Origin of the sequence: Thioalkalivibrio sp. ALgr1 (assembly GCF_000378285.1) — a bacterium.
GTDB lineage: Bacteria > Pseudomonadota > Gammaproteobacteria > Ectothiorhodospirales > Ectothiorhodospiraceae > Thioalkalivibrio.
The window spans coordinates 79,871-96,488 of sequence record NZ_KB905133.1 but is presented as its reverse complement, the minus strand read 5'-3'; the positions used below and the strand labels follow the sequence as shown (position 1 = coordinate 96,488).

Below are 16,618 nucleotides of genomic sequence, written 5' to 3'. Positions count from 1 at the left end.
CATCAGTGATCGTCTCCGGCAGGCCGTCCGGCAATGAACAGCGCCACCAGGGTGAGCGCGATCGACAACGTGGCCGCGACCTCGATCACGATGATCAGCGGGTAGGCCCATTCGGGCGGATAGCCGAGCAGGCCCGGGCCGATGAAGAGCCCGACGACCCCGATCGCCAGGAACAGGCCCACCCCCGCGGCCAGGCCCAGACGCAGCGGCGTACTCGGCGCCATCGGCAGGTCGCGGGGCCGCGCCAGCACCAGCAGGATGCCGGCGGCGCCCAGGATGGCCCCGGCCTGGAATGCACCGCCCGGGGCATGGCTGCCCGCCCAGAGGATATACACGCCCGTGACGATCGCGACCGGCACCAGGAGCCGGAGGGTACCGGGGAGGATCGGGCCCGGCGCCGGGCGTGCCGGAAGGTGGTCGTAGCGTCCCAGCGACCAGGCCCCGAGCAGGGCGATCAGTACGATCGCCAGCTCCAGGAAGGTGTCGTAGGCGCGGAAGTTGAGCAGGACGGCGGTGATCGGGTGATCCACGCCCGAGATATCCATATGTTCGTCGACCACCGGTTCCAGACCCACGGCGTCCGGCTGGTGCCACAGGGCGGTGACCATGAGCCCGCCGACCACCAGGGCAAAGGTCAGCGCGGGGACAAAGGTCCGTCGCGGCGGCGGGGGGTCATGCAGGGCGTGCAGCAGGGCATCGGCACCGGCGGGGTCGGGTGGCTGGTCGGGACGCCCGCGCCGGCGTTCGACCGCGATGCTGCGCAACCGCTCCAGCGTGACCAGCAAGAGGGCACCGGTAATACCGGCACCAATCGCGGCCTCGGCCAGGGCGATGTCCGGGGCCTCCAGACGCACCCAGGCCAGCGCGAGTAGCAGCCCGAAGGTGATGAACAGCACCACCGCTCGGAACAGGTCGGTGCTCGCGAGGCAGCGCCAGGCGACCCCGAGGAGTCCGACCAGCAGGACCAGATCGAAGACGACGAGGAGCAGGTCGCTCATCGATCGGACTCGAATTCCCCGTGAGTCCAGGTGCGCTGCGCCACCATGTGCGCGGCCGTGGTGCCGGCCGCCAGGACCAGCACCCAGATCAGGAACAGCTTGAGGATGTCCGCCGGCCCGCCGGCCTGCAGCATCAGGCCGAGGATCACCAGCCCCAGCCCGACGTTGTCCGCCTTGGTCAGGGCGTGCAGGCGGGAGTACACATCCGGGAAGCGCAGCAGCCCGGCCGTCCCGGCCGCGAAGAACACGAGCCCGGAAAGGATCAGGATCACGGTCAGGGTGTTAGCGATCATCGTCCGGCTCCTTTTTCTGGCCGTGGCGCTGACGGATGGGGGTGCCCGACGGTTCCGGTAGGCCGTGCTGGCGGACGAACGCGACCGCGGCCACCACCGCCAGCAACGCGAAGACCAGCGCGACGTCGACCAGTGCCGGGGTCTCCAGCGTCAGTGACAGCAGCAGCAGGATGGTGACCCCGGTAGTTCCGAACAGCTGGGCGGCCAGCATGCGGTCGCCGGAGCCGGGGCCGCGCAACACGCGGATCAGGCCGAGCAGGATCGTCGCGAGCAGAAAGAGTGCGGCACCCAGATAGAAGACAGTCATTGTGTCTCCTCTGATTGCCGGCGGGGGTCTTCGAAGGCATCGTGGATACGCCGTTCGAGCTCGCGCAGCGCGACTTCGGGTTGGCTGTGGCGATCCAGCACATGCACGGTCAGCAGGCGCCCCTCGAGGCGAACGCTGAGGGTCCCCGGGAGCAGGCTGAGCACGGCCATGAAGAGGGTCAGCGGTGGTCCATGCGGGAGGTCGGCCCGGTACTCGATGAAGTCCGGCGCGATGGGCAGCTTGGGGTCCAGTGCGCGTCGGGCGATGTCGATACCGCCGAGGAAGGAAGCTCGCAGGAAATAGCCGATCAGGCCCGGTATGGCCCGGAATCGGACGGCGAGGGGGCGACCGGTGGGCAGTACGAGGCTGGCGGCCCCGGCCAGCAGAACCGCGAGCAGTGCCAGGGGTTCCAGCAGGGCATCCAGCCCGGCCAGGATCCACCACAGTACGGCGGCGGCCAGGACAGTCCAGGCTGCCCGCCGCCAGCGTGCCCGGGCGCGGTTGAGACCGGCCCGGCTCGTTGCGTCCCTGTGCTTCGCCACACGGGTCATTGTACCGGCCCGTGTGGCGCAGCCAAGCGAAGGCCTAGAGCCGCTCGCTGGCGTCGGTGAAGCCCATCAGCGAGACGTCGAAGGCCAGCGGCTGGTCGCCGTGCAGCGGCCAGAAGCCGACCGTCAGCGCACTACCGCCACGCATCGCGTTGAATTGGCTCTCGCTGAGCTCATGGCCCGCGACGCAGCCCTGCTCCACGCAGGCGATGTAGGGGGCCTCGATTTCCTCGCCATCGTCATCCACCTGCATCAGGATGCCGGGGCGCAGGTCCACGCCCAGTGGCAGCAGGATCTCGATGATGTAGCTGTCACCATCGCGGAACAGCGAGGCCTGCAGGTAGGCGCCCTGTGCCTGCTCGTCCTGGATCTGCAGCGTCTGCTGCATGCGGCAGCGCTCGCCGCCCTGGGTCTCGATGCAGGCGACCTCCCAGTCCTGGTAGGTCGTGGTCTCCGGCTCCTGCTGCTGCATCTGCTCTTCCATCTGCGGGTCGGTCTGGGCCTGGGCCAGGGTCAGGCCCGGGATGGCCAGCAGCAGCGCACCAGCGAATGCCAGGTAAGGCTTCATGTAGGGATCTCCGTCATTGCATTGGCAAACGCGTCAGCTTGAACGCGCGTTGCGGCAGGTTCAAGCGTATCGGCATGCCTGTGTGACCGTAATACCGCACCGATGTTCGCGGCGTTACTGGCTGTAGCGATCGGTGAAGTCGCAGCGGCCTTCGGGGAGCCAGGCGGGGATAGCGTAGTAGTCGGCCAGGACCTCGCTCAGCACCTGCTCGTGGTAGGCGTCATAGCGAAAGCCGTGCCCCTCGGCGATCTCCCAGTCGATCCCGCGGATCGCCTGGCGGCGGACCACGACCTCGTCGAAGAAGGGTTCCAGGTCGTCGGGGTCGACCTCGCCGCGGGTCGCAACGTAGAGCAGGTTGGCGCCGTCAAGGGCGCGGAAGTCGGTCAGCAGATCGTCCTGGCGGCCGTAGTGCGAGCCGGAGCCGAACACCCCGACGTCGCGTCCGGCGTAGTAGGCAAGGACCGCGGAGCGTGAATAGCTGCGCGTGAACACGTGCCAGTCCGGCTCGTATTCGTTCACGGCCGCGGCCACGGATTCCGGGGCGAGGTAGTAGACCGCATCGGCGTAACGGTCGTGGTTCTCGAGCCATTCCACGGGCATCAGCGCGATCATCAGGAGCACCACCGCATGTACGCCGGCCAGGAGGGCCGAGAGCCAGGCGCTGACGTTGAGCGCGCGGGTGCTCAGGAACAGGGCGGGCAGCAGCAGGAAGGGCACGAACACCGCCAGCCAGTGCAGGCCGATGCTCTTGAACGGCGCCAGCAGGGCGAACACCGCGAGCGGGATCAGCCCGGCGCTCAGGAAGACCCCGAAGCGATGTTCACGGATGCCGGGCCCCAGTACGCGGAACTCGCGGGCGATGAACCACAGCAGCCAGGGGGTGAACACATAGACCAGCATCGCCGCGTAGGCGAGCAGGTTGGTCAGGTCGATCCCGTCGCCGCCATGCCGGTTCACGATGTTGAACATCACGTTGTACCAGCAGTTGTCCCAGTTCCAGTACAGGTTCAGGGCCACCGCCGGCACCACGCCGAGGATGATCAACAGCAGTCCGCGCCAGTGGCGCGGCGCGAACAGCAGGATGTGCAGCCCCAGCGCGATCCCGAGCAGCACCGCGAAGTACTTCGACAGGAAGGCCAGCCCCAGCGCGATCCCGGCCAGCAGGAACCAGCCCGGACGCCCGGTGCGCAGCGCGTGCCAGGTCAGGCCGGTGGCCAGCAGGCCGAACAGGAGCAGCGGGGTGTCCGTGGCGGTCAGTACCGCGATGAACAGCAGCGGCATGAACAGGGCGATCAGCGAGACCAGCCGTACCCGAACCGGGTCCTGCCGATGCCACAGCGCAAGGATCAGCAGGGCGGGGGCCATGGATACGGCGATCCCCAGTGACCGGATCGCGAGCGGGTGGTCCGAGATCGCGAGCACCAGGCTCAGCCACCAGCCGACCATCGGGGGGTGGTCGTAGTAGCCGAGATCGGGATTCTGCCCCCAGATCAGGAAGTACGCCTCGTCGCCCGTGATCGGCAGGGTCCAGGCGATCAGGATCTTGGCGGCCAGGGCGGTCAGCAGCGCCGCACCGTAGTGGCGCGCGAGCCAGGGCGCGCCGGGAGGCAGCCGATCTGCACTCATGCCGACGACGTGCCCGTCTGGACCGGCTCGAACCGGCCGCCCCGCAGCCGATAACCCGTGGTCACCATCTGCAGCATGGGCTCGTCCCCCGCGGTGTCGCCATAGGCGGCGTAGAGATCCACAGGGGTATCCGGGTCGAAGCGGCCCAGCCAGCTGGCGATTGCGGCGGGTTTGGCCGCGCCCTGGCAGTTGGTTCCGTCCAGATGCCCGCTGACGCGGCCGTGCTCGTCGACCGCCAGTCGCGAGCAGATTACGTCGGCCAGGCCATGGCGCTCGGCCCAGGGGCGCAGCCAAAGATCCAGCGAGGCCGAGACCAGCACGCAGGTGTCGCCGGCCGCCTGGTGATGGTGGAGGCGTTCCATGCCAACGGGTCGCAGCAGGCGGTCCAGCACGCGATCGGCGAAGGCACGGCCCCGGGCCTGCAGATCGTCCAGGGATGCGCCGCCGATCATCCGCTGGAGCACGGCCTCCTTGGCGACCTGGTTGGCGATGCGCCCGCGCGCGAAGCCTGCCAGTGTCGGCAGGCACCCGGGCAGGGACGCGAGAAAGCGCGGCGTACCCACCGTGAAGCGCAGGAACGGGAACAGGGTGTCGCGTCGGGTCAGGGTCCCGTCGAAGTCGAACAGCACGATGCGTTGCGGAGCCGTCATTACAGCTTCAGGCGTTTGAACAGGTACTCGGGGATCAGGCGGATCACGGTCATGATGCCCCACCAGATCCAGGGCAGGTAGGCGACATCGCGGCCGCGGCGCAGGGCCTTGGTGATCCCGCGCGCGACCGTCTCGGGCTCTGCCCACAGCGCGCCGGCGCGATTGAAGCCCTCGGTCATCGGGGTGCGCACGAAACCCGGCTTGATCGTGACCACATCCACGCCGCTGAAGAACAGCCGGTTGCGCAGCCCCTGGAGATAGGTGGCCAGCATGCCCTTGGCGGTGCCGTAGACGTAGTTGCTCTGGCGCCCGCGGTCGCCGGCGACCGACCCGATGGCGGCGATCACGCCACGGCCGCGCTGTTCGAAGTCGGGCGCTATATGGGCCAGGAAGGCGATGGCGCTGGTGCCGTTCACGTGGATTGCCTCCAGTGTGGTCGCGACCGACGCGTTGCAGGCGCCCTGATCCGGCAGCGTGCCCCAGGCCAGCAGCACCGCATCGATGTTGTCGCCCAGCGCCTCCTGGGCCTGTGTCCACACGTCCGCGTGGGCGTCGACGTCCGCCAGGTCGGCCGTTGCGCCGAGGATGCGCGTGCCGGAGGCATCGTCGCCGCGTACGCGCAGATCCTGCAGCAGGGGCTCCAGCCGCTCGCCGTCGCGCGCGACCAGAAACAGTCGGGCGCCGTGCTCGGCGAGTTCGCGCGCGACGGCGGTGGCGATCGCCGAGGTGGCGCCGAGGATCACGACAGACTGCAAACGGTTCATTTGGTCACCCTGCGCCAGAAGCCGGAAGAGAATTCGGGGTCGACAAAGCTAGCGAACTCCTCCCAGCGAGGAAAGCCGCTGCGGAATAGCTCGGGTGACATGCGGGCATCCTTGGCCGGGTACAGCGCGCCGCCAGCCTCCTGCACGATGCGGTCCAGGCGCCGGAACAGGTGCTCGGTCTCGTTGCCGCGATCGGGAAAATCCAGCGCCAGGGTCGCGCCGGGGCGGGGGAACGACAGCATGCCCGGCCCCGGCTGATCGCCGAAGCGCTTGAGCACGGCGAGGAACGAGCCCTGGCCGCTGGCGGCCACGGCGTCGAGCAACGCCTGCATGCCGTCCTTTTGCGCATGCGGGGGCAGCACGCACTGGTACTGGTAAAAGCCCTTGTACCCGTAGATGCGGTTCCAGTGGCGGATCGCGTCCAGCGGAAAAAGCCAGGGCAGGTGATGGACGGCGCGGGCGGTCGGGTGTACGGATTGGCGGTAATAGAGCTGGTTGAACAGCCGCAGGGTCACCCGGTTCACCAGTGAAACCGGCGGGTCCAGCGGTATGGCACGGCGGGGCTCCCGGTATTGGCTGCGCGCCGGTGCGGTGGTGGCGTGGCGCGCCCCGCTGTAGATGCCGCGCCCGACCTCGCCGCGCGGGCCCGGGTTCAGGCAGTCGATCCAGGCGACGGTGTAGGGCCATTCGCGCTCGGCCCGGGCGTCCAGCTCCCAGAACTCGTCCAGGCTGTCGAAGCGCTGCGACCACGCGCGCATCCAGGGCGTGCGTACGGGCACGAGCTGCAGCGTGACCGTCTCGATCAGGCCCGTCAGCCCGAGCCCGCCGACGGTCGCGGCGAACCAGTCCGGGGTGTCGTCGGGGGTCACCTCGAGGCATTCGCCGTTCGAGCGGCGCAGGGTCATGGCGCGGACGTGCTCGCCGAAGCTGCCGGCATGGTGGTGGTTCTTGCCGTGCACGTCGTTGGCCACCGCGCCCCCGAGCGTTACAAAGCGCGTGCCGGGTACCACCGGCACGAACCAGCCGCGCGGGACCGCGAAGCGCAGCAAGTCGTCCAGGGTCAGGCCGGCCTCGGCGGTAATGCGGCCCGTGTCCGGGTCGAAGGCGATGAAGCGGTCGAGGTCGCGGGTATGCAGCAGGCTCCCGCCGGGATTCAGGCAGACGTCGCCGTAGCTGCGGCCGAGGCCGTAGGCGAGCAGTGGGTGTGAAGCCCCGGGCAGGGGCTGGCCGCGCCGGTTCAGCGTGACCTCGGCGGCGTGCGCGACACGCGGGATGCGGTTCCAGCTCGTGGTCATGCCGTGGCCTCCGGTTGTTCGCGGCCGCGAGCCTCGGGGTTGGTGCCCAGGGCCATCAGGCCCAGGATGACCGCGAACCACAGGGTGGTGAAGCGGATCAGCATGGTGGCGGCGACCGCATCGGCCGCGGGCATGTCGTGCAGCAGCAACAGGCCGACCATCACGGCCTCGGTCCCGCCGAGCCCGCCGGGCAGGAAGCTCAGCGCGCCGGCCAGCATCGCCAGCGCAAACACGAATGCGGCGAAGGCAAAGCTGGCCTCGAAGCCCATTGCGTTGAGGATCCACCAGAAGGCGAGCGCCTCCGCGCTCCAGGCGACCACGCTCAGAATGGTCGCCCCGGCCAGCAGGGTGGGGCGGTGGCAGCGCCGGGCCTGCAGCAGGATAGTCGCCAGGTGATGAACGGTCCGCCACAGGCGCTGGCCGGGCCGGTCCGTCCACGTCTGCAGTCGTGCGAGTGGTCGGCGCCACGACAGGATGACCAGCGCGAGCGCCACCGCACTGGCCCCGGCGAGGATCAGCCAGCCACCCTGGGCCACCAGGGTGAAGCCCAGCATCGACAGCAGCACGACCGCGATCAGATCGGACAGACGCTCGCTGACGAAGGCCGCGAAGCTGTCGGGATAGGGAACATGGCGTCGCTTCAGCAATACGCCGCGCAGGGCCTCGCCGGCCTTTCCGGGTGTGGTGGTCAGGGCAAAGCCCGCCAGGTAGATGTGGGCGCTCCTGCGCAGGGGCACGTGGTGACCCAGCCGGCGCAGATAGAGCTGCCAGCGTGTGAAACGCAGCGAGTAGTTCACCAATGAGAGCGACAGGGCCAGCAGCAGGCCCCCGATCCCCACCAGCGCGAGGGCATGCCAGACCTCGGCGGCCCCCGCCCACAGCGCAACCCCGAGATACAGCACAACGGCCGCGATGACGGATAGCATCACGGCCCGCATGCGCCAGCCGGACAGCAGGACCGCACTCATGCGAGTACGGCGATGGTGACGCCCAGCCAGACGGCAACCGTCGCGAGCAGGTGCGGGTCGGTGACCAGGTCGCGCGAGGTGTCGTTGCCGCCACCACGGGCGTGCAGCAGGAACAAGTAGCGGAAGATGCCGTAGATCACGAACGGCAGCGTGTAGATCAGTCCATCCGTGCCGTGCAGGTCGATCGTCTGTGCACTGACCGTGTAGAGCCCGTACGACAGGACTGTGCAGGCCGCGCTGATCGCGATGAACTGGTCCACCAGGCCCACGCTGTAGTCATTGAGTACGCGGCGCGGGCCTTCCCGTTCGGGAGAGCGCTCGATTGCGGTATCCGCCAGTTCGGCGCGGCGCTTGGCGAAGCCGAGAAACAGCGTGAGCATCAGGCCGCACAGCAGCAGCCACTGCGAGGGCTCGATCCCGAGCCCGAGCGTGCCGGCCAGGATGCGCAGCATGAAGCCCGCCGAGATGCTGAACACATCCAGGATGACGACATGCTTCAGCCACCAGGAGTAGGCGACGTTCAGCACCAGGTAGGCAAGCACTAGGGCGGTCACGCCGGTGCTGACCATGGCCGCCAGTACGAGGGCGACCACCACCAGTGTGGCGAAGATCGCCCAGGCCGTCCCGACCGGGATTGCCCCGCTGGCGATGGGCCGGTTGCACTTGACCGGGTGCTGGCGGTCGGCCTCGACATCGACGATGTCGTTCAGCACATACACCGCACTCGCAATCGCACAGAAGGCGATAAAGGCGACCCCCGCGGCCAGCAGCATCGCCGGTTCCCACTCGTGGGCGAATACGACGCCCAGCAGGACAAACCCGTTCTTGATGTACTGGTGCGGCCGCAGCAGTTTGATCAGTGGCTGAAGCATCGAGGGGTTCCGGGGCATTTGCTCTGGGAAACACGGACCAACGCGAGTGGGTACATGGGTCGGCGAGTCCGTGAAGTCTACTGGGGCCAGGGATGCGTTACCATCGGCGGCGTTTGCCGCGAACGACCGACCGTTCACGGCGCGCATTGTTTCACAGCCCTGGAGGAACCCCCATGAACCGACTGTCCGCACTCCTGCTCGCCGCGCTAGTGGCGACTTCCACCCTGTTCCTCGCGGCTTGCGATGGCGGTGCCAACGCCTCGGCCGACGAAGTGGCCGAAGGCGAGGCCTTCCCCGAGCGCACGCTGAATGACCAGCACGGCAACCCGCTGCAGATCCCGGGTGATGCGCGCGTGATCCTCAAGACGGTGGAGATGGCCCCGGCCGATATCGCCAACGCCGTGCTCGGCGAGATGACCGAGGAAGAGCGCAACGAGATCGGTGTGATCTACATCGCGGATATCCACCAGATGCCGCCGCACGTGATGGAGAACGTCGTGCTGCCGCGCATGCAGGCACGTGAATACCCGACGGTGGTGACCCAGTCCGAACAGGACGCGGGCTTCATGCCGCACACACCGGAAGAGGTCACCGTGATCCTGCTGGACGGTGATGGCACCGTTACCGGTATTCATAGCGCCGCGAACGAGGACCGGCTGAAGGAGTTGCTCGAACAGGCGGGTGAATAAGCCCCTGAAGCGGCGAGCGCCGGTTTCGCGGCGGCGTCGCTGATGGCCTTTTTCCTCGGACTCCTGACGGCGCTCGGGTTTGGCGCTGGGGATTTCTTTGGTGGCCTGGCCTCGCGCCGAATCCCCGCGCTCGTGGTGGCCTGCTATTCGCAGTTCCTGGCCACCGGCGCGCTGCTGCTGATCGCCGTTCCGCTTGCGGGGCTGCCGGGCCCGCAGGCGTTGATCTGGGGGGGTGCCTCCGGGCTGGCGCTGGCGCTGGGCCTTCTCGCCTATTATCGCGGGCTGGCCGAGGGCTCGATGGGCCTGGTGGCGGCGATTACTGGTGTGATCTCCGCTCTGGTGCCGCTGGGGGTGGGCCTGGCCCTCGGTGAGCGGCCGGGCGTGCTGGCGCTGGTCGGCATTGCCGCCATCGTGGTGGCCATCGGCATGATCTCGGGCGGGGCGCGCAAGGCCAGCCCGCGGCGTCTGGATCAACCCGTTCGTGGCCTGATTGCGCTGGCGCGGGGTGAGCATCCGGTCAAGGGGCTGCTGGACGCCGTGATCGCCGGGGTCTGCTTCGGCCTGGTCTTCGTGTTTCTCGATCAGGCCCAGGCCGGATCACCGTTGTGGCCCGTGGTGGCCACCTCGGCGGTCGGGGCCCTGACGCTTGCCCTTGTCATGCTGGTCTTGCGGCCCGAACGCGGGATGAGCCGCTCCACCTTCGTGCTGCTGGCGCTGGCGGGGCTGTTCCAGGCGGCAGCGACCCTGGCCTTTGTCGTGGCCGTACGCATGGGACTGCTGTCGATCATTGCGGTGGCCGGGGCGCTGTCGCCCGCGCCGACCGCGCTGATGGCCCGCCTGTTTCAGGCCGAGCGTATGTCGCGTGTGCAACTGGCAGGCTTCGTGTTCGCCCTGCTCGGGATCGTGCTGATCGTCTGGGCGGGTCCAGCGTAGGGGGGCTTGCGCCTGTCACTGGGTCAGTAGCAGAAGTGCTAGTCTCGGCGAACAGGCTCGCAATGAGCATGACCATGCCGACAGGAGGTGCAAGGTGAGCGAAGGAACACGACCGGAAGTCGAACCGAGCGATGTGAGCCGCCCCGTGCCGGGTCCGCGCAAGGAGCGCACGATGGTGACTGTGGTGTACGTACTGTATCTGGTCAGCTTTCTGACCGCGCTCACCGCGATCGCCGGTTTGATTATTGCTTACATCAAGCGCAACGACGGGGACGCGGTCAGCGACACGCATTTTACCTACCAGATTCGTACATTCTGGATTGGCTTGCTCGGCGTGATCGTAGGGGCTGTTTTGACCCCGATCGGTATTGGATTCCTGGTCTTGCTGTTCATGATCGTCTGGCTTTTGGTGCGTTGCATCAAGGGTCTGCTGGCGAATAACGAAGACCGGTCGATCGAGCAGCCGGAGACCTGGCTGTGGTGACATTGGTTAGTGATACTCAGGAATTGTCTCGTGTTTGAGACGTAGTGTCCCCGTATCATACGGTCGGGGATTTTGAATGCATCACAAAAAGGGCCGCTCTCGAGCGGCCCTTTTTATTTTCGTGCGAATCTGGCTTCGGGAATATTAATGCCCTTCATTAAAATAAATTGTAAGTCTTTTTGGTGGTTAATTTCGCGCTCCTTGTTTAATGTTGCGATCGTTCTTTTCCCCTATATTCCGGCAGAGACAACGCTGAACTTCCAGCGATGGGTCGGTTGCGTCGAACCGGCAAGTAAATCTGGATCTGAACAATAGGGACGGGCATGGCCGGATCGCGAAGGTTGAATGGTTCCTTTTTGCGGTCGGTGGATGGCGGGACTTTCCTGCCCCAGGGGGATTCCGACGAATCGCGTTATGCACTGCAGCGCGCCTGTGCGACTGCGATGGTGCGCGAGGTGGCATGGGTAGACGGTGGCGGCGGCGCGGGGGAATCGATGCCGAGCTTCTCCGATGCCTGGACGCTGTGGCGCGTCCCGGGGCCGGGTGGGGTAACGGAGGGGACACTCAGCAAGGTGCGTGTTGGGCTTGTCGACCTGGGCAGCCCCATCCCGAACTGGGTGACCGAGTTTGTACACACTCATCAGCATGTGAAGTGGATCGCGCTCGTTCACCCGGATCTATTACTGCGCGACGACGTTCGCGAGCTGATCCGCGAGTCCTGTTACGACTTTCATACCCTGCCATTCGACCAGGCGCGCCTTGAAATCACGCTGGGACGGGCATGCGGCATGGCGGCGCTGGAAGCGCGGCCCACTCGTCCCAATCAGGATGCCGAGTCGGACCATATTCCCATCGTTGGGCATAGCCCGGCGATGCAGGGACTGGCCCGCCAGATCGAGCGCGTCGCGGGCTCCGAGGCACCGGTGCTCTTTCAGGGCGAGAGCGGCACCGGCAAGGAACTGGCTGCGCTGGCGGTGCACCGACATTCACGAAGGGCGAACGGGCCTTTTGTGGCAGTGAACTGCGGGGCATTGCCGGCGCAGCTGATCCAGTCGGAACTGTTTGGCCACGAGGCAGGCGCCTTTACCGGGGCGGGTCGACGCAAGATCGGGCAGTTCGAGCTGGCGCATGGCGGCACGCTGCTGCTGGACGAGATTGGCGATCTCAGCCTGGAGCTACAGGTCAATCTGCTGCGTTTCCTGCAAGAGGGAACGCTGGTGCGGCTCGGCGGGTTGCAGCCCATCAAGGTGGATGTGCGCGTGCTCGCGGCGACCCATGTCGCGCTGGACGAGGCCGTCGAGCGCGGTCGTTTCCGCGAGGACCTCTACTACCGCCTGAATGTCATCCAGCTGGATGTGCCCCCGTTGCGAGAGCGGGGCACGGATCTGAAAGAACTCGCGCGCTTCTATTTCGAGCAGTTCCGCAGCCAGAACCCTCGGCTGCGCGGCTTTACCCAGGCCGCGTGGCAGGCGATGTATGCCCATGCCTGGCCCGGAAACGTACGCGAGCTGGTGAACCGGGTGCGGCGGGCGGTGACGATGGCGGAGGGACGCCTGATTCGGCCGGAGGATCTGGGACTGGCCGCTTCGGGCAATGCCGAGAAGCCGCAAACGCTGGCCCAGGCGCGCTCGACCGCCGAACGGGAATTGCTGATCAAGGTGCTGGGCCAGTGCGACAACAATGTCTCGCGGGCCGCGCGCCAGTTGGGGGTGGGCCGGATGACGCTCTACCGCCTGCTCGACAAGTACGGGCTGCGTTCCAATGCGCCCTGAATCTTGTGACGGGGAAGAGAGTGGCCCTTGCGTAACAGTTCGGCCCCTGGGGCCATGGAGAACGACGGTGGACAAGCGATGGGTCAGGAGAAGTGGGTTGGGGATCGTACCGTTTTGTATCGGGCTGGCCGGGCCGGCCGTGGGCCAGGAGGCTCGCGAGGCGGTCGGGGACGCCCCGGTGGATTCGGGCCCCGAGGTGACGGTCTTCGAGGAACGTGGTGTGCTCACACCGAAGGGGCAGTGGGTAGTGGAGCCGTCGTTGTCGTACGTGCACAGCAGTTCGCTGGATGTGTCGATCGAGGGGTTCACCATCATCCCGGCCCTGGCGATCGGGCTGATTGATGTCAGCGAGACGGAGCGCGACACGCTGACCGCGGCGGTGAGCTTTCGGTATGGCCTGACCGAGCGGCTGGAGGTCGGGATGAAGATCCCGTATGTCTACCGCGAGCAGCAGGTGCGCCGACGCGACATCCTCGAGGCGACCGCGCTGGAGCGTGTGACGGGCTCCACCGGGCAGGGACTGGGCGATATCGAGTTCGGCGTGTCTTACCAGTTCAACATGGCGGATCGAGGTCGGCCGTTCTTTATCGGCAACCTCAAGGCGAAGAGCACGACTGGTAAGGGGCCCTTCGATGTCGCCCGCCGCGAGATCCTGGACGATGAGAACAATCGCCTGGGCGAGATCTTCCTCGAGCAGCCCACCGGTTCCGGGTTCTGGAGTATCCAGCCCAGCGTGACGATGATCTATCCGACCGACCCGGCCGTGATCTTTGCGAACGTCAGCTATCTCTGGAACATCGAGCGCGATGTGGGCGATGGCTATGGCAAGGTCAATCCCGGCGACGCGGTCGGGATGAGTCTGGGGATGGCGATCAGCCTGAACGACCGCACCTCGATGAGTTTTGGCTACGACCACAGCACGGTATTCCGGACGCGGGTGGAGAACGAAAGCGGGCTGGAGCCCGTGTTCGGGCGGCGCCAGGTGGGGACCGTGCTGTGGGGGATCTCGCACCGGCTGACGGACCGCACCAGTGTGAATTTCTCGCTTGGTGTCGGGGCGACCGAGGCCGCACCGGATGTGCAGGCCACGCTGCGGGTGCCGATCCGTTTTTGAGGGGCGTTGCCGTGGCGGAGGGTTCAGAAGCCTCCGCCACGCTCGAGCATGTGCTGTTCCAGTGCCCGACCCAGGTCCCCGCGCGGCATCTGCAGATTGCCAAGCTCCAGTTGCAGGATGGTCTGGTGGCGGATGTCCTGTCCGTCGAGTTCGTTCTGGATCGCAGTGACCCAGCCCATGCCCGAGGTCCAGCTTTCCGCCGGCATCGCGCCCCCGGTCTGGATGACGACCGAACGCAGGTCGGTGCCGGGCCAGTGGGAGCCGCTGGTGATATCGCTCAGGGGGCGCAGGGTGGAGTGGTTGATCACTTCGCCATTGAGTGACGTGATCTGTTCCAGCCCGATCGAGATCTCCAGACCATCGCGCCCGAAGAAGCCGCCGCGCTGGGCCTCCAGTACCGAATCCGGTACTACGCGCTCGTCGCCGAGGGGGGGCAGGACATCCAGGGCATGAGCCGTTGTAGCCCATGTCGCGCTGGCCAGGATGACGCCCAGGATGCAGCAGGGCAGGCGTTTCATCATGGCGCTCACCAGTCGCTCGCGCGGGGCAGATGCAGGGTGAAGCTCGCCAGGTCGCTGCGCACGACACCCGACTCGATCGGCGCGCGGGTCACGGCGGCCCAGGTTTCGGAGGCATTGAAGCGATGCCGGGCGAGGTCCACGTCCTCGCGAATGATGAACAGGATGTCGTTGACCCAGATCTGCTGGAACTCGTTACGGGTGTAGCTGTTGACCCCGAGAGCCGGATCTCCCACCAGTACCCGTCCGCCTTCGAGCCCCTTGATTACCACGAAGTGGCGATAGCCCCGAGTCTCGATCATCGCGATCGCCGGCACCCCGAGATTGTCGAGGTCATCCAGCCCGATGCGAAAGCCGTCGGCGGGCATGCCCTGTTCGGCCTCCAGGTAGTGCTTCATGTCGAGCATGGAGAAGCCCTGTTCGCGGATCAGGTCTTGGTCGCCGCGTCGGAACATGCTGTCGAAGGTCTCGACCTCTGTGGTGGGGCGGTCGTAGTGGTACGTGAGCAGCGTAGCCAGGGCGGCGGAGCCGCAGCTGAAGTCGTATCGCTGCGGGACGATGGAGCGAAAGCGCAGGTCTTTCAGGCTCTCCACCGGCACGTTCATGCTGCCGATCATGCCCGGGAACTGGGCCCCGCCGGCCCATGCGGACAGGGCAGGCGAAAGCATCAGCGCGGTGGTGATGACTACGCAGAGGAACCAACGGCGGATGGGCATTGGTGATTCCTCAGGGGTTGATCGTGATGTTCACGATCATCGATTCCTGTATGGCGACGTTGTTGCCGCTGTTCTGAATGACCGTGGAGATCCCGCGGGCATTGTCGAAGGCCCCGGCCGCCACGAAGTTCTTGCCGGTGGTGGAGTTCACGGCGTGGTTGTTCGCGAGGTCAATGCGCGAGTGGATCTGACCGAGCTGAATATTGGTCACGCCCTGGCGTGCCCGTTGCGCGTCCAGTGTGGCCAGGTCGACCACCTCATAGGCGTCGGGAGCCGAGCCGAACAGCAGTTCATCGCCGGCCGGCGGGACTTCGGCATGGGCGATGGCTGTCACCAGCAGCATGCCGGCGGACAGAAAGGCAGCAGAACCGATGCCGCCCCGGTGGGCTGACGGATTACACATGACCGGACCCTCTTGCATGGCAGGGAGAATGCGGCGGGGATGGCCCCCGCCGCACACCGTTCCGACAGCGCGTGTCGGTTAGTTGCCCAGGTTCAGGTGCGCCTGCACCGAGACCTGCTGCTGGGTCAGGCTGTTTGCGCCGCTGTTCTGCGACACCTGGGTAATCCCCGCCGGGGCTACGAAGGAATCCGAGCCGATGTAGTTGTGGCTCTCCTGGTTGGCACGACCGGCGATGTCGACGTAGTTCCCGGTCACAGTACCCGACAGTTCGTTCTGGCTGACCACGGCGTTCACCTGCAGCGACGTGTTGAAGCTGTCAGTTGCGGTGTAGTTGCCGGAATCCATGATGGCCGAGCTGTTGTCGGAGTTGTCGCTCTGATCACGGGTCACCGAGGCAGTGGAACCGTTGTTGGCGGCTGCACTGTTGTCGTCCGCGTGGGCCATGCTGTTGTCGGAGTTGTCGTTGCCCGAGTCGGAGATGTTCAGGCTGTTGTCGGAGCTGTCATTCCCGGAGTCGGAGACATTCGTGCTGTTATCGGAGCTGTCATTGCCCGAATCCGAGACATTCAGGCTGTTGTCCGAATTGTCGTTCCCCGAATCCGAGACTGTGGTGTTGCCGGAGTCGGAGATCGCGGTGCTGTTGTCGGAGCTGTCGTTGCCCGAGTCGGAGATGCTCGTGCTGTTGTCGGAGTTGTCATTGCCCGAATCCGAAATGCTCGTGCTGTTGTCGGAGCTGTCATTGCCCGAGTCCGAGATCGCGGTGCTGTTGTCCGAGCTGTTCGACAGGTCGGAGTCATTGATTGCGAACGCCTGGGAATACTCGTTCGCCGAGGCGCCGCCGCCATCGGCCGAGGAGGTGGCGGTGGCGGTCTGATCACCGACTTCGCCTTCGGCGGTATTGGTCGGGTTGGCCAGGGCCAGGCCCGAGCTCAGGCCGAAGGCCAGGGCGATAGCGGAAGCAATCAGGGTCTTTTTGAAGTTCATGGCTTTGTCTCCATTGGCTAGCCAGCAATAGACGGTTGTCGTAGCCCCGGTGCACGTGGCCCGTGCTACGCAACAACCCAACTAGCAGGACTTGGGCCAGCGGACGGTTTGTCCGG

At 66.3% G+C, this 16,618-nt stretch carries 20 protein-coding genes; 5 read left to right on the top strand and 15 right to left on the bottom strand.

The genetic code is table 11. From position 1 onward, the window contains the following. Positions 1-2: 2 nt before the first annotated feature. The 11 genes from F466_RS0104820 to F466_RS0104770 form a co-directional block, all read right to left on the bottom strand. On the bottom strand, positions 3-998 hold the full coding sequence (locus F466_RS0104820) for a hydrogenase subunit MbhD domain-containing protein (RefSeq protein ID WP_018993568.1): 996 nt from the start codon (positions 996-998) through the stop codon (positions 3-5). Continuing rightward, positions 995-1,291, bottom strand: coding sequence for a monovalent cation/H(+) antiporter subunit G (locus F466_RS0104815; protein ID WP_018139077.1), 297 nt, complete (start codon positions 1,289-1,291; stop codon positions 995-997). The genes F466_RS0104820 and F466_RS0104815 overlap by 4 nt, the downstream gene beginning before the upstream one ends. Then, positions 1,281-1,598, bottom strand: coding sequence for a monovalent cation/H+ antiporter complex subunit F (locus F466_RS0104810; RefSeq protein ID WP_018993567.1), 318 nt, complete (start codon positions 1,596-1,598; stop codon positions 1,281-1,283). The genes F466_RS0104815 and F466_RS0104810 overlap by 11 nt, the downstream gene beginning before the upstream one ends. Beyond that, positions 1,595-2,149: a Na+/H+ antiporter subunit E gene (locus tag F466_RS0104805; RefSeq protein ID WP_018993566.1), complete on the bottom strand. Its 555-nt coding sequence runs from the start codon at positions 2,147-2,149 to the stop codon at positions 1,595-1,597. The genes F466_RS0104810 and F466_RS0104805 overlap by 4 nt, the downstream gene beginning before the upstream one ends. A gap of 34 nt (positions 2,150-2,183) precedes the next feature. Continuing rightward, complete coding sequence (locus F466_RS0104800; protein ID WP_018993565.1) at positions 2,184-2,714, bottom strand: invasion-associated locus B family protein; 531 nt, start codon at positions 2,712-2,714, stop codon at positions 2,184-2,186. Positions 2,715-2,828: 114 nt separating this feature from the next. Then, positions 2,829-4,340, bottom strand: coding sequence for a glycosyltransferase family 39 protein (locus F466_RS0104795; RefSeq protein WP_018993564.1), 1,512 nt, complete (start codon positions 4,338-4,340; stop codon positions 2,829-2,831). Then, positions 4,337-4,990 carry an HAD family hydrolase gene (locus F466_RS0104790; protein WP_018993563.1) on the bottom strand — a complete coding sequence of 218 codons (654 nt, stop codon included), beginning with the start codon at positions 4,988-4,990 and terminating at the stop codon, positions 4,337-4,339. Before F466_RS0104790 ends, F466_RS0104795 begins: the two co-directional genes overlap by 4 nt. Then, a complete protein-coding gene (locus F466_RS0104785) occupies positions 4,990-5,754 on the bottom strand; it encodes an SDR family oxidoreductase (RefSeq protein WP_018993562.1) in 765 nt (254 codons plus the stop codon). The genes F466_RS0104790 and F466_RS0104785 overlap by 1 nt, the downstream gene beginning before the upstream one ends. Further along, complete coding sequence (locus tag F466_RS0104780; protein WP_018993561.1) at positions 5,751-7,049, bottom strand: FAD-binding oxidoreductase; 1,299 nt, start codon at positions 7,047-7,049, stop codon at positions 5,751-5,753. Before F466_RS0104780 ends, F466_RS0104785 begins: the two co-directional genes overlap by 4 nt. Further along, complete coding sequence (locus F466_RS0104775) at positions 7,046-8,017, bottom strand: lysylphosphatidylglycerol synthase transmembrane domain-containing protein (RefSeq protein WP_018993560.1); 972 nt, start codon at positions 8,015-8,017, stop codon at positions 7,046-7,048. The genes F466_RS0104780 and F466_RS0104775 overlap by 4 nt, the downstream gene beginning before the upstream one ends. After that, positions 8,014-8,889: a decaprenyl-phosphate phosphoribosyltransferase gene (locus tag F466_RS0104770; RefSeq protein WP_012982422.1), complete on the bottom strand. Its 876-nt coding sequence runs from the start codon at positions 8,887-8,889 to the stop codon at positions 8,014-8,016. The genes F466_RS0104775 and F466_RS0104770 overlap by 4 nt, the downstream gene beginning before the upstream one ends. A 173-nt stretch (positions 8,890-9,062) precedes the next feature. Between F466_RS0104770 and F466_RS0104765 the strand changes: the two genes are divergently transcribed. The 5 genes from F466_RS0104765 (at position 9,063) to F466_RS0104745 (ending at position 13,881) form a co-directional block, all read left to right on the top strand. After that, positions 9,063-9,578: a hypothetical protein gene (locus F466_RS0104765; protein ID WP_018137686.1), complete on the top strand. Its 516-nt coding sequence runs from the start codon at positions 9,063-9,065 to the stop codon at positions 9,576-9,578. Positions 9,579-9,620: 42 nt separating this feature from the next. Then, the gene (locus F466_RS0104760) at positions 9,621-10,511 is read left to right on the top strand and encodes a DMT family transporter (RefSeq protein WP_012982424.1); all 891 of its coding nucleotides are present in this window, start codon (positions 9,621-9,623) and stop codon (positions 10,509-10,511) included. A gap of 94 nt (positions 10,512-10,605) precedes the next feature. After that, entirely contained in the window at positions 10,606-10,995 is a 390-nt protein-coding gene (locus F466_RS0104755; RefSeq protein ID WP_018174522.1) for a DUF4870 domain-containing protein, read from the top strand. 341 nt (positions 10,996-11,336) lie between these two features. Beyond that, on the top strand, positions 11,337-12,767 hold the full coding sequence (locus F466_RS0104750) for a sigma-54 dependent transcriptional regulator (protein ID WP_018993559.1): 1,431 nt from the start codon (positions 11,337-11,339) through the stop codon (positions 12,765-12,767). A 97-nt stretch (positions 12,768-12,864) separates the two neighbouring features. Further along, positions 12,865-13,881 (top strand): transporter, encoded by a 1,017-nt coding sequence (locus tag F466_RS0104745; RefSeq protein WP_018875331.1) that lies wholly within the window; start codon positions 12,865-12,867, stop codon positions 13,879-13,881. Positions 13,882-13,904: 23 nt separating this feature from the next. Here F466_RS0104745 and F466_RS0104740 read toward each other — a convergent pair whose 3' ends face one another. The 4 genes from F466_RS0104740 to F466_RS0104725 form a co-directional block, all read right to left on the bottom strand. After that, a complete protein-coding gene (locus F466_RS0104740; RefSeq protein ID WP_018137690.1) occupies positions 13,905-14,411 on the bottom strand; it encodes a hypothetical protein in 507 nt (168 codons plus the stop codon). After that, the gene (locus tag F466_RS0104735; protein WP_012982429.1) at positions 14,408-15,115 is read right to left on the bottom strand and encodes a C39 family peptidase; all 708 of its coding nucleotides are present in this window, start codon (positions 15,113-15,115) and stop codon (positions 14,408-14,410) included. The genes F466_RS0104740 and F466_RS0104735 overlap by 4 nt, the downstream gene beginning before the upstream one ends. Positions 15,116-15,125: 10 nt before the next feature. Further along, positions 15,126-15,458 carry a hypothetical protein gene (locus F466_RS0104730; RefSeq protein ID WP_018993558.1) on the bottom strand — a complete coding sequence of 111 codons (333 nt, stop codon included), beginning with the start codon at positions 15,456-15,458 and terminating at the stop codon, positions 15,126-15,128. A gap of 138 nt (positions 15,459-15,596) precedes the next feature. After that, positions 15,597-16,502, bottom strand: a complete 906-nt coding sequence (locus F466_RS0104725; protein ID WP_018137693.1) for a hypothetical protein — start codon at positions 16,500-16,502, stop codon at positions 15,597-15,599. Between the last annotated feature and the right edge of the window lie 116 nt (positions 16,503-16,618).